General features: G+C 66.7%; 13 protein-coding genes. 10 read left to right on the top strand and 3 right to left on the bottom strand.

Annotated elements, in window-relative coordinates:
- The first annotated feature begins 28 nt into the window (after positions 1-28).
- The 5 genes from IL252_RS07050 (at position 29) to IL252_RS07030 (ending at position 4,308) form a co-directional block, all read left to right on the top strand.
- Complete coding sequence (locus tag IL252_RS07050; RefSeq protein WP_208627439.1) at positions 29-1,231, top strand: inorganic phosphate transporter; 1,203 nt, start codon at positions 29-31, stop codon at positions 1,229-1,231.
- 68 nt (positions 1,232-1,299) lie between these two features.
- Positions 1,300-1,689 (top strand): ferredoxin Fer, encoded by a 390-nt coding sequence (gene fer / locus IL252_RS07045; protein ID WP_170092977.1) that lies wholly within the window; start codon positions 1,300-1,302, stop codon positions 1,687-1,689.
- Between the two features lie 92 nt (positions 1,690-1,781).
- Positions 1,782-2,786, top strand: a complete 1,005-nt coding sequence (locus tag IL252_RS07040; protein ID WP_369334724.1) for a prepilin peptidase — start codon at positions 1,782-1,784, stop codon at positions 2,784-2,786.
- 37 nt (positions 2,787-2,823) lie between these two features.
- The gene (gene hisI, locus IL252_RS07035) at positions 2,824-3,189 is read left to right on the top strand and encodes a phosphoribosyl-AMP cyclohydrolase (protein WP_153552239.1); all 366 of its coding nucleotides are present in this window, start codon (positions 2,824-2,826) and stop codon (positions 3,187-3,189) included.
- On the top strand, positions 3,190-4,308 hold the full coding sequence (locus IL252_RS07030; RefSeq protein ID WP_208627438.1) for a hypothetical protein: 1,119 nt from the start codon (positions 3,190-3,192) through the stop codon (positions 4,306-4,308).
- Between the two features lie 4 nt (positions 4,309-4,312).
- On the opposite strand, the gene glmM is transcribed toward IL252_RS07030, so the two are convergent.
- On the bottom strand, positions 4,313-5,677 hold the full coding sequence (glmM, locus tag IL252_RS07025) for a phosphoglucosamine mutase (RefSeq protein ID WP_208627437.1): 1,365 nt from the start codon (positions 5,675-5,677) through the stop codon (positions 4,313-4,315).
- A gap of 123 nt (positions 5,678-5,800) precedes the next feature.
- Between glmM and IL252_RS07020 the strand changes: the two genes are divergently transcribed.
- From IL252_RS07020 to IL252_RS07000, 5 genes are all read left to right on the top strand, one after another.
- The gene (locus IL252_RS07020; protein ID WP_208627436.1) at positions 5,801-7,210 is read left to right on the top strand and encodes a PAS domain S-box protein; all 1,410 of its coding nucleotides are present in this window, start codon (positions 5,801-5,803) and stop codon (positions 7,208-7,210) included.
- A 65-nt stretch (positions 7,211-7,275) separates the two neighbouring features.
- The gene (locus IL252_RS07015) at positions 7,276-7,968 is read left to right on the top strand and encodes a phosphoribosyltransferase (RefSeq protein ID WP_208627435.1); all 693 of its coding nucleotides are present in this window, start codon (positions 7,276-7,278) and stop codon (positions 7,966-7,968) included.
- A 157-nt stretch (positions 7,969-8,125) separates the two neighbouring features.
- Entirely contained in the window at positions 8,126-8,686 is a 561-nt protein-coding gene (gene pyrE / locus IL252_RS07010; protein WP_208627434.1) for an orotate phosphoribosyltransferase, read from the top strand.
- 78 nt (positions 8,687-8,764) lie between these two features.
- Positions 8,765-10,201 carry an NCS2 family permease gene (locus IL252_RS07005; protein ID WP_208627433.1) on the top strand — a complete coding sequence of 479 codons (1,437 nt, stop codon included), beginning with the start codon at positions 8,765-8,767 and terminating at the stop codon, positions 10,199-10,201.
- Between the two features lie 102 nt (positions 10,202-10,303).
- Complete coding sequence (locus IL252_RS07000; RefSeq protein ID WP_208627432.1) at positions 10,304-10,558, top strand: glutathione S-transferase N-terminal domain-containing protein; 255 nt, start codon at positions 10,304-10,306, stop codon at positions 10,556-10,558.
- Between the two features lie 371 nt (positions 10,559-10,929).
- On the opposite strand, the gene IL252_RS06995 is transcribed toward IL252_RS07000, so the two are convergent.
- Positions 10,930-11,421: a hypothetical protein gene (locus IL252_RS06995; RefSeq protein ID WP_208627431.1), complete on the bottom strand. Its 492-nt coding sequence runs from the start codon at positions 11,419-11,421 to the stop codon at positions 10,930-10,932.
- A gap of 321 nt (positions 11,422-11,742) precedes the next feature.
- Positions 11,743-12,711 carry a transcriptional regulator gene (locus IL252_RS06990; RefSeq protein ID WP_208627430.1) on the bottom strand — a complete coding sequence of 323 codons (969 nt, stop codon included), beginning with the start codon at positions 12,709-12,711 and terminating at the stop codon, positions 11,743-11,745.
- Between the last annotated feature and the right edge of the window lie 31 nt (positions 12,712-12,742).

Genomic DNA, 12,742 nt, shown 5'->3' with positions numbered 1-12,742 from the left:
TTTAACGGCCCTGGGACGTGCCACGGATATGGTCGAAGTACTGTTTTTGATCGGTATTCTCGTCGCGATCTTCGTCGGGTTCAACATCGGTGGGTCCTCGACGGGCGTCGCCTTCGGTCCGGCCGTCGGCGCAGGGACCGTCTCGAAGTTCGGTGCCGCCGCTCTGATGACGATCTTCGCGCTGGCCGGGGGGCACTTCGTCGGTCGCGAGGTCGTCAAGACGCTGGGCAGTGGGATCGTCGAGTCGGAGTTCACGATGACCGTCAGCATCGTCGTGCTCTTTTTCATCGGCTTCGCGCTCTTCCTCTCGAACGTGGTCGGGGTGCCCGCCTCGACCTCGATGACGGCCGTCGGTGCGATGGCGGGGCTGGGGATCGCCCAGGGGACGCTCAACTGGGAGGCGATGGGCGAGATCGTCTCCTGGTGGCTCGTCTCGCCGGTGATCGCGTTCTGGATCAGCGGCGTCATCGGCCGGTACTTCTACCCGGCGCTGGTCGAGCGCTTCGCGATCCCACAGACAGACGGCTCACTGATCGCGCTGGATCGGTCTGGCGCGATTCCACGCCCCACGATGGGCGAGAACACGACCCCACGGGAGCTGGTCGGGACGCTCCTGGTCGTCGGTATCGGCTGTTACATGGCCTTCTCGGCGGGCGCGTCGAACGTCGCCAACGCCGTCGCGCCGCTGGTGGGCAACGGTTCGCTGGAGATGACGCCCGCCATCCTGCTTGGCGGTGGCGCTATCGGGCTGGGAGCGTTCACCATCGCCCGTCGAACGATGGACACTGTCGGCAACGACCTCACCGACCTGCCGCTGCTGGCGGCGCTGCTGGTCGCGACCGTCAGTTCGACGATCGTCACCTTCCTCTCGGCGCTGGGCGTGCCGGCGAGTTTCGTCATCATCGCGACGATGAGCATCGTCGGTCTGGGATGGGGACGGGCGACCCGCACGACGACGATCTCGGACACCGTCACGGGAAAAGGGGAGACCCCGGAGGTGTCGGTCGGCGCACTCACCGCCGACGCCCCCGACGCGCCGACCGTCGGCGGCCAGGCCGGCACGCCGAGCGAGAAGCACAAACAGCCGATCGGCGAGCCTGAAGACATCCCGAAAGCGGCGGACCTGTTCGAACCGGAGACGACCGCGAGAGTGATCCTCACACAAAACTTCGTTCCCGCAGTCGCGACGCTTGCCGCCTATCTGGTGTTCAAGTTCGTCCCGATTTTTTGACCGAATTCCGGCGGCCGCTCGGGCGGAACAGCAAAGTCTAACAGTGCGGGGGGCCAACCGAACAGGTGATGCCCACAGTTGAGTACCTCAACTACGAAGTAGTGGACGACAAAGGCTGGGACATGTACGACGACAGCGTCTTCGAAGACGCCGCCGACGCCGACCTCTCGGACGAGGACTACGGCACGCTCGAAGTCAACGAGGGCGAGTACATCCTCGAAGCCGCTGAAGCCCAGGGCTACGACTGGCCCTTCTCGTGTCGCGCCGGTGCCTGTGCCAACTGCGCAGCCATCGTCGTCGAAGGCGAGATCGACATGGACATGCAGCAGATCCTCTCCGACGAGGAAGTCGAGGAGAAGAACGTCCGTCTGACCTGTATCGGCAGCCCCGACGCCGACGAGGTCAAGATCGTGTACAACGCAAAGCACCTCGACTACCTGCAGAACCGCGTCATCTGAGGACCTGCTGTTCTCGGCCACGGATGGCCTGGGGGTAACGACCCCGCTTTCTCCCCGCAAGTGATATCTTTGTGGGCCGATATCCACCGCTCGTGTTATCCTCGACGTTCGACAGTCTCGTTACCGTCCCCGGCATCGGGGTGGCAGCACCGGCCTCGGATCTCCTCCGACTCGTCGCGATCCCCGTGTTCGGGTGGGCGGCCTATCGCGACGTCAAGACACGGCGGGTCCCGACCAGGGCATGGCTCCCGCTCGCGGCGCTCGCGGTCGTGTTGCTCGTCTGGGACGGGTACGGTGCGTACGTCGGCGGCGACCGGCTGTTCTTCTTGCAGGCGGCGATCAGCCTCGGGTTCATCGTCCCGCTGGTGACGGCGTTCTGGTACATGGGCAGCTTCGGCGGGGCCGACACGAAGGCGTTCTACGTGCTGGCACTGCTCTTTCCCGCCTACCCGATCTACTACCTGCCGACGACGACGCTGCCGACCTTCCAGCCCGCGATCGGCGTGTTCTCGCTGACGATCCTCTCGAACACGGTCGTCGCGGGGGCGCTGTATCCGGTCGGCGTCGCAGTCTCGAACCTCGCTCGTGGTCGCGTCGGGCTCCCGATGGTGATCGGCAAGCCCGTGGCGACGCCGGCGTTGATCGAGGAGTACGGCCTCCTGCTGGAGACGCCCGACGGCTTCACCCGCCGCGGGCTCGACCTCGACGCCCTCCGGATGTACCTGCGCTGGCGAGACTGTACGCTGGCCGATCTGCGCGCCGATCCGGCGGCCCACCGGGACCCCGACAGCCTGCCGGCGGTCCCCGGCGAGGTCGGGGACGGGAACATTCGGACCGACGGCGGCACGACACCCGACCCCTCGCCCACCGACCACGACGACCCCTGGGGAGCCGAGGCGTTCCTCGACGACGTCGACGGAGCGTACGGCACCACGCCCGAGGGACTGCGCGACGGTCTCGACGTGATCGCCGCCGAGGACGAGGTGTGGCTCTCGCCGGGCATCCCGTTCCTCGTGCCGACTTTCGCCGGACTCCTCCTCTCGGTTACCTACGGCGACGTGCTGGTGTCGTTGCTCAGGACGCTGGGGCTGGGCTAGCAGAAGACCTATGCGGCGGACACGCGTTCGCCCGCTCATGAGCGACGGCGAACTCGCCTTCGACGAACAGGACCTCCTGCCGGCGGTCGCACAGGACGCCGACACCGGCGAGGTCGTGATGCTCGCGTACGTCTCCGAGGCGGCCCTGGAACGCTCTCGCGAGACCGGCTACGCTCACTACTACTCGCGCAGCCGCGACGAACTCTGGAAGAAGGGCGGGTCCAGCGGTCACACGCAGCGAATCGAGGAGATTCGGATGGACTGTGACGGCGACGCGATCCTCTACCTGGTCGACCAGGAGGGCGGTGCCTGTCACACCGGCTACCGCTCCTGTTTCCACCGTACGGTCGACGGCGAGGTCGTCGGTGAGCAGGTGTTCGATCCCGACGACGTCTACGAGTAGATGGCCGACGCTGACGCGGTCACGCGACTCCGGCGAGCCGACGCCGACCGGCGGGCGGCCCGCGAGCGCGTGGATGCGGTCGGCGAGGACGCGCTCCGGGCACTCCGGACGGCCTGCGAGGAGCTTCGTGCGCTGCTGACGGAGTACGAGGGTCGGGCGACCGGCGACGGCGACTTCGCGGCCTTCATCGAGTTCCAGGACCGGATCGCCCACTTCACGAACGACCTCGACGAGGAACTGCCAGAGCGGACCGTCTTCGAGGAGATCGACGAGCGCCTCCAGCAGCGCCGGCTCACCGAGGACGACTTCGCGGCCGTCCGCGAGCGCATCGACGCCGCCGCGGAGACGGTCGACCCCCTCGTCGAGTGGGAGGACGCCCGCGAGCGCTACCGGGAGGCCAGACGCGCCGCGCGGCGTCGCCTCGACACCGTCGGGGACCAGATCGACGACCGCGAGCGCCTGCTCGAACTTGGCGAGGCCGACCTCGACGCGCCGACCGAGCGGCTCCGCGACCCCATCGAGCGCTACGACGAGGCCGTCACCGACGCGTTCGACGCCTTCCGATCGAACGCGTCGGCCCGCGAGGTACTCGACTTCGTCGAGACGACGGCGCTGTACCCGCTGGTCCCGTTTCGCGAACCGCCCGAGGACCTGCTGGCGTACGTCCACGGCCACGAGGCGGGCACCGAGCCGATCCCGCAGCTGCTCGCGTACGCGGCGTACTCGCAGTCGAAGCTGGACCACTACGTCGCGGACGCCGACGCCCTCAAGCGATCCGTCGCGACCCGCCAGACCTACCTCGAACGGCTCGACGCCGACCCCCTGACCGTCGGCTGGCCCCCGCCTGACGCCGACACGCTTCGCTGGCAGTGCAACGAACGGATCTCGGTCGTCGCCCGGTTCGCCCCGGACGTGGTGAGCGACCTGCGGGCCGTCCGGGCGCTCACTCGCCGGTCGGACTACGATCGGCTGCGAGACAGTGCCGTCGCTCGCGAGCGTCTGACCGACGGGGAGCGAGAACGGCTTCGGACGGGCGCGGTCGCGGACGAACTCGCCGACCTGCGGGCCGAGCGCGACGCGCTCCGTGACGCGCTCGACGAGCTGTCGCCGCTGGCGTGATCGCTCACCCGTCTTCGCGGACTCGATCGATCGGGTCGGCGAAGGTCGACAGCAGCTCGTCTGCCCGCCCCTGGGTGTGGGCCTCGGCGTAGATCCGGACGACGGGCTCGGTCCCGGACGGGCGGGCAAGCACCCACCCGTCGCCGTACTTCAGCCGGTAGCCGTCGGTCGTATCGAGGTCCGCGACGGCCTCGGTGGCGGCCGCTTCGACGGCGTCGAGCATCGCCGCGCGCTCTGTCTCGTCTTCGTACTCGACGGCCGCGCGGACGTTGACGTAGTCGTCGAAGCGGGCGGCGATCTCGCTGGCGGGTTCCTCGGCGACGAGTTCGAGGAACTTCCCGGCGGTGTAGGCCCCGTCGCGGGCGATCCGGTAGCCCGGGAAGATGATGCCGCCGTTGCCCTCGCCCGCGACGCTGACGGTCTCGCCCGCCGCCCGGAGCTGCTGGATCTGCGTGATGAGGTACGTCGAGCCGATCCGGGTCAGCGTCAGCTCGGCGTCGGCGGCTTCGACAACGTCGACGAGGCGCTGTGAGGCGTTGACCGCCGAGACGACGTGATCGCCGGGCTCGACGGTCGCCTCGACGAGTGCCGCGAGTGCGGCGTCGCCGTTGATCGTCGTCCCGGTCTCGTCGACGAACACCGCACGGTCGGCGTCGCCGTCGTGGGCGATGCCGAGGTCGGCGTCGGTCGTGCGGACGTACTCTCGCAGGTCGGCGAGGTGTGGATCGATCGGTTCCGGATCGCGGCCTGGGAAGTGGCCGTCGGGCTGGGCGTTGACGGTGTGGACGGTACAGCCAAGCTCTCGCAGGAACGTCGGGCTGGTGTGACAGCCGGCTCCGTGGCCGGGGTCCACAACCACGGTCAGCTCCGCCGCCGCGATCGCCGTCCGGTCGACGGCGTCGAGGACTTCGGTGACGTAGTCTTTGCCGGCTCCGTCGACCGCCCTCGTCCGGCCCAGCCCGTCCCACTGGACGGTGTCGAACTCCGTGGCTTCGAGGCGATCCTCGATGTCGTCGAGGACGGCCCTGTCGAGTTCGACCCCGTCCGCGCCGATCAGCTTGACGCCGTTGTACGCTGGCGGGTTGTGCGAGGCGGTGATCATCATGCCGGGGACGCCGTGACGAGCACAGTAGGCCTGGAGGGCGGGCGTCGGCGCTTCGCCGAGCAGGTCGACGGCGTGGCCGGTGCTGGCCAGCCCGCTGGCCGCGGCGTCTGCGAGCATCTCCCCGCTGGTCCGCGTGTCTCGTGCCAGCGCGATTCGGTCGCCGTCCCACACCGAGCCGGTCGCCTGTGCGATCTGTAGGACGTACGCTGGTGTCACCTCCTCGTTTGCCACACCTCTGACGCCGCTGGACCCGAAGACGTGCATCTCGCTGGGCACTCGTGTGCCGACCGGCTTAGGGCTACCGCCTCCGTCGCTTTCGACGACTGGATCTCGATACATGTGAACTACCACCACCCTTTTGCCCGCACGCAGTGTACACACGCTGATATGACCCCTCCGGTCGATCGGGTGCTCCTCGACTACGCCCAGGACAAGATCGCCGTCGTCGACCGAGACGGGACCTACCAGTACCTCAATCGAGCGGCGAAGTCGATTCTGGGGTACGATCCCGACGATCTGGTCGGCGAGAACGCCTTCGAGTACATGCATCCGTCCGATCGAGACCACGTTCGGGCCCGCTTCGAGGAGACGATCGCCGTCGACGACGAGTTCGTCGACGTGACCGTCGAGTATCGTCACCGCCAGCGCGATGGGGGCTGGGTGTGGCTGGAGAGTCGGATGTCGAACCTGACGGACTCGGAACTGGGCGGGTACGTCGTCAGCTCGCGAGACATCTCCGACCGGATCGCGGCCGAACGGGAGCGCGACGAGACCGAGACCCGGCTGCGAGAGCTGGCGGCAAACACCGACGACGTCCTCTGGATGTTCAACGGCGACTGGTCGGAGCTGCTCTTTCTCAACCCTGCCTACGAGTCCGTCTACGGTGGCTCGATCGACGCCGTCGAGGCGGATGTCGACGCCTTCATCGATCGTGTCTACCCCGAGGACGTGCCGGCGGTTCGCCGTTCGATGGCGGCCCTCTCTCGGGGCGAATCGGTCGACATGGAGTATCGGGTCAATCCGGGCGAGAACTACAACCGCTGGGTGTGGGTCCAGGCGGAGCCGATCGTCGAGGACGGGGAAGTCGTCCGCATCGTCGGGTTCACCCGGGACGTGACCGATCGCAACCGCCGGGAGCGCCAGCTCGCCGTCGTCGACAACCTCCTGCGACACAACATTCGCAACGACATGACGACCATCCTCGGGCAGGCGGAGCTGATCGCCGACGACCCCGAGGTCGACGCCCCGGAGCGGGCCGCCGTCATCCGGCGGGTCGGCGAGGCGCTCCTCCAGACGACCGAAAAGCAACGCGAGACGCTGCACCTCTTTCGGTCGCCCGCCTGTCCGACGACCGTCGACGTGGCAGACGCCGTCGACGCCGCGCTCGCGAGCGTCCGCGTTCGCTACCCGGCGGCCACGATCGAGACGACGCTCGCCGACGGACTGGTCGCGAGCGCGCTCTCGGAGGTCGAGGTCGCGCTCTCGGAGCTGATCGAGAACGCCGTCAAACACGCCGAGAGCGACGCCCCGACCGTCCGGATCTCCGGGCGCGTTCGCGACGACGAGGTCGAGATCCGGATCGACGACGACTGCCCGCCCCTGCCCGAGTTCGAGTACCGCGTGCTGACCGGCGACAAACCGATGAGCGACGTGTACCACAGCACCGGGCTGGGGCTGTGGCTGGTGTACTGGATCGTCGACCTCTCGGACGGTCGGGTCGAGTTCGTCACCAGCGACGAGACGGGCAACACGATCACCGTCGTCCTGCCGCGCGCGCCCGCTCCGACGCCGGAGTGACGCCAGCGTTCGCGGTCGCTACCCGTTGCAATCGGCTTAAGGTCGCCCGCACACGCAGGTCGTGTATGAGCGATCTCCCCGAGGAGTTCTCGTGTACCATCACCAACTGGGAGTACATCTACGGCCTGTGTCGCCACGTCGCCAACGACGTGAAGGCCGCGGACTTCGAACCGGACGTGGTCGTCGCGCTGGCCCGCGGGGGCTGGTTCGGCGGGCGCTGTCTCTGTGACTTCCTCGGACTGGACGACCTGACGAGTCTGAAGGTCGAACACTACGTCGGCACGGCCCAGTCCGGCCAGGAGGCCCAGATCAAGTACCCGATGCCCGACGACTCCGTCGCCGGCAAGGACGTGCTGGTCGTCGACGACATCGCCGACACCGGCGAGTCGATCCAGACCGCCGCCGACTACGTCCGCGAGGCCGACCCCGCCAGCGTCCGGACGGCCACGCTCCAGTTGCTCGACACCAGCAAGCACGAGCCGGACTTCGTCGGCGAGCGCCTCGAAGAGTGGACCTGGGTCGTCTACCCCTGGAACTTCGTCGAGGACATGATCGAACTCCTCTCGGGACTGATGGCAAAGAGCGACCAGCGAGTCCACGACGAGGACGACCTGCGACACCTGTTTCGCGAGTACCACGGCGTCGAACGCATCCAGATGGAGATCGCCCAGCCCAACCGCCTCGACGAGGTGCTGACCGAGATGGAGCGACGCGACGTGATCGAGTGGGCCGACGGCGGCTGGCGGCTCGCGGACTGAGACGGATTGTCGGAGCGATGTCCGGTGATCGCTTCCCCACCTCGGGGTGGGGAAGTCGTTCACCGGAACGGGCGACACGATCCGTACGGGGCGACCCTACCGACCGGACGCGACGCCGTTTCAACGCCTTTTAGCGCCCACACCGCAGACTGGCGGTATGGCCAACGACGAACTCATCGCCGCGCTGCGGGACGCTGACGCCGTCAAGTACGGCGAGTTCGAACTCTCACACGGTGGGACCAGCGACTACTACGTCGACAAGTACGTCTTCGAGACGAACCCGGAGTGTCTGGCACTGATCGGCGAGGCCTTCGCCGAGACGCTCGCGGGGGCCGACTGGTACGCCGACGACACCACGCTCGCGGGCGTCGCACTCGGTGCGGTCCCGCTGGTGGCCGTCACCAGCGTCGAGACGGGCACGCCGTACGTCATCGCCCGCAAGCAACAGAAGGAGTACGGCACCGCCAACCTCATCGAGGGCGACCTCACCGAGGGCGAGGAGGTCGTGATCCTCGAAGACATCGCGACGACCGGCCAGAGCGCCGTCGACGCCGCCGAGGCACTGCGTGAGGCGGGTGCGACGGTCTCCCGGGTCCTCGTCGTCGTCGACCGGGAGGAGGGTGCCGCCGAGAACCTCGCCGAGCACGACCTCGAACTGTCCTCACTCGTGACGGCGTCGGATCTGCTGGCCGACCGGCCCGGCGACGCTGCCGAGTGAGCGCCAACTCCTCAAAATACCAACTGGTCGCCGCCGTTCTCGTCACGTTTAACAGCGACAAGACTGAGTGACAGGTAGATGGGCGTATTCGAACGATTCTTCGGACTTGACGAACACGACACCGACGTTCGGACGGAGGTGCTCGCCGGTCTGACGACGTTCCTGACGATGAGTTACATCGTCGTCGTCAACCCCTCGATCTTGGGACAAGCGATCGACATCGCTGGCCGGACCGACGCACAGACCAGACAGATGCTCACCGTCGTGACGATCATCGCCGCGGCGGTCGCGACGCTCGTGATGGCGTTCTACGCCAACCGTCCCTTCGCGCAGGCACCGGGGCTCGGCCTGAACGCCTTCTTCGCGTTCACCGTCGTCCTCGGGCTCAATGTCCCCTGGGAGACCGCGCTCGCCGCCGTCGTCGTCGAGGGCGTGCTGTTCATCGTCCTGACGATGGCCGGTGCCCGCGAGTACATCATCAGACTGTTCCCCAAACCGGTGAAGTTCGCCGTCGGAGCGGGGATCGGCCTGTTCCTGGCGATCATCGGGCTGGAGGCGATGCACGTCGTCGCTTCCGACCCCGCGACCTTCCTCCAGTTCAACCCCGTCTTCGCCACCGATCCCGTCGCGATCATCTCCGTCGTCGGCCTGTTCCTGACGTTCGCGCTGTACGCCGCCGACGTGCCCGGCTCGATCGTGATCGGGATTGTCGTCACGACGCTCGCCTCCTACGCCGCCGACGCACTGGGCTACGTGCCCGCCGACCCCACCGTCCCGTCGCTGGAGGGCGTCTTCCTCTACACTCCCACCTCGCTGACGGGGACGACCGACGTGGTCTACTCGGTGGCGGGGTACGACATCACGCCGCTGATCGGCGCGTTCCTCCGCGGGTTCTCGAACGTCGACGCACTTGGGTTCTCGCTGATCGTGTTCACGTTCTTCTTCGTCGACTTCTTCGACACCGCCGGGACGCTGACGGGCGTCTCCCAGATCGCGGGCTTCCTCGACGAGGACGGCAACCTCCCCGACATCGACCGGCCGCTGATGGCCGACGCCGTCGGGACGACCGTCGGCGGGATCATCGGCACCTCGACGGTGACGACCTACATCGAGTCCTCGACTGGCGTCGAGGAGGGTGGTCGGACGGGACTGACGGCCCTCGTCGTCGCCCTCCTCTTTCTCGCCTCGCTGGCGCTCGTGCCACTCGCCGCGGCGGTGCCGCTGCACGCCTCCCATATCGCGCTCGTGGTCGTGGCGGTGCTGATGCTCGCCAACATCACCGACATCGACTGGTCGGACCTCTCCCAGTCGGTTCCGGCCGGCCTGACGATGTTCATCATGCCCTTCACCTACTCGATCTCCTACGGTATCGCCGCCGGCATCATCTCCTACCCGATCGTCAAAGCGGCACAGGGCGAAGCCAGCGACGTCCACGCCGGCCAGTGGGTCCTCGCGGCCGCGTTCGTCTTCTACTTCTTCGTCCGCACGAGCGGGCTCCTCGCCGGCCAACTCTGATCTGCTGGCTCTCGCTGGCGATTCGGCGCTGCCGGCGTGGCTGTGTCCGGACGCCACACACCACCGTGGTCCTGATATACCGCGAGCTTCTACCTTCTCTCGATGACGAACCTCGAACTGTACGAACTGGAAGGCTGCCCCTATTGCGCGAAAGTGATCGACAAACTCGACGAACTCGACCTCGACTACGAGTCACACATGGTCCCGCGCTCTCACGACGAGCGCACCGAGGTCGAGGAGATCTCGGGCCAGACCGGCGTCCCGGTCCTGGTCGATCCCGACAACGGCGTCGACGGAATGTCCGAGTCCGACGACATCGTCGAGTACCTCGAAGAGACGTACGGCGGCGCAGCGTAAGGAGTGTCTTCGTCCACGAGCGAAGCGAGTGGACGGTCTTTTCGCCCACGTTTTGCGACGAGTGGTCCGGGAACGGCGTGACCGGACCCGAGGCGGAAAAGGTGGGTCTGATATCGTCGAGTACCTCGAAGAGACGTACGACGGCGCAGCGTAAGGAGTGTCTTCGTCCACGAGCGAAGCGAGTGGACGGTCTTTTCGCCCACGTTTTGCGACGAGTGGTCCGGGAACGGCGTGACCGGACCCGAGGCGGAAACAGTGGGTCTGACATCGTCGAGTACCTCGAAGAGACGTACGGCGGCGCGCCACTGCCGGCTGTCACCGCGTCACGATCGTCGCCACCCTGAGCGGCGAAATATCGACAACGGACGAGATCAGCCGATCAGTCTGTCGCAGTCCGTGGGGTCGAACTGCTCTCGCAGCAGCGTCACGGTCGAACTGTTCAACCCCACGGCGACGTGGTCGATGTAGCCACGCGTCTGGTAGTCGTCCCGGCCGCCTTTCACCACACCCGCCGCGCTGTCTCCGGAATTGCCGTCGTGTGGCGCTACCACTGGCTTCTCTGCGATCCCCGCGTTCGTTCGGAGTTGATACTTCGCGCGGTTCCCGGCTTCTTCTCGTACGCTCACCTCGCCGCTGCCGGTGAAACCGCTCACGCACGAGTCGGCATACGCTGGATCAAAGCTGACCGAAGCGCTGCCCCGACTGCCGGTGTCGTCGAAGCCCATGCGCTGCATCAGACCGCCACCGTACCCGGCCTGCATCGCGAACGTCTCGCTCTCGCCGTCGAGTGTCCCGATCAGGGTGCCGTCCTCTGCCTCCCAGTCGTCTGGATAGTCGAGGAACGAGCCGTCGTCGAGCGACATGTGGAACTTCGTCCGGACGCCGTTTTGCTCCGCGACTGTACACTGGATCCGGTTCTGTGAAGCCGCGGCCGATCCGCTGAGTCCCAACAGTCCGCTGGTAATTGTCAGACCAGCCCCGACCGATTTGAGTGCTTGTCTCCGTCTCATTGACACGATTGATGGGTGTGGCCGAGGGATAATAATATTTCGTATTGGGATAAATTAATGCTATTCGATACTATTTATCGGACAGTAGCGTCCAGACGCTGCCAGTACTCGCGGTCTATCCGCTGGTGAGATGGCGATTTCTCGACAAGAGAGCAGGCGACGAGGCCGGCGTCGTCAGGCGACTTCTTCCGGATCCTCGCCCCGTTCCATGATCAGGTCTCGCAGGTCGTCGGCGTCGTCGATGGCCTCCATCTCCGACTCCTCGATGATGGCGGTGCCGTCGACGGACTCCCGTTTGAGCTCGTCGACCACGTAGATCGAGCGGGTCCGGGTGACCTCGCCGACCGAGGACATGATCCGGGCGCGCTTCTCGGCGGTTTTGGTGAACTCCGAGCGACCGGTCAGGACCTGCTGGCGCTCGTGCTCGTTCTCGGAGACGGTCTTGAACGGCGCTCGGTCCGTCGGGTGGACCTCGAAGCCGATTCGGGTAAAGACGGTCACGAGCGACTCGTCGGCCGGATCGATGTCCGGGTCGTCGGGGGTGTCGTCCTCCTCTCGGACGGCTTCGGCTCCCTCGAGGACGCTGACCGGCGACGTGAGCGGCGCGTCGAACAGCTCTTCGAGCTCGGCGGCCACGTCGACGGAGGCGTCCATCCCGTCCTCGTACTTCGAGACGGTCCGGCGGGAGACGCCCAGTTCCTTTGCGAGTCGCCCCAGCGACCAGTCCCGGTCCTCACGGGCGTCCGCGAGGACCTCGCTGTCGATGTTGACGTACAGCCCGCCCGGCGCGGCGTAGATCAGCGGCGGGACCTCCTCGACGAACAGGTCCATCGCCGTGTCCGGCGACAGCACCGGGACGCCGTGTCTGAAGTAGACGACGCCGGGTTTGAGTTCCTCGTCGCGGGTCCGGAGGCCGACGACCATCGGCGTCGCGTTCAGGTAGGTCCCCAGGCGTCGCATCTCCGCGCCGGTCATGGCGTCGAACGCGTCGATGTTGCCCAGGATCTTCACCAGCAACACGTCCTCCCCGCGCCGCGCTGCAACGTCGAAGCTCTTCGGCCGAATCGCACACCGGTCGCTGACGAGGAAGCCAGCGTCTTCCAGCATCGCCGTGACGTTCTCGACCAGTGCCGACCGTGACATAGTACTCTGTCCCTCTCTATAACACAAGATA

Source organism: Halomicrobium sp. IBSBa, assembly GCF_017612575.1.
Classification (GTDB): Archaea; Halobacteriota; Halobacteria; order Halobacteriales; family Haloarculaceae; genus Halomicrobium.
This window is presented reverse-complemented; position numbering and strand designations above follow the sequence as displayed.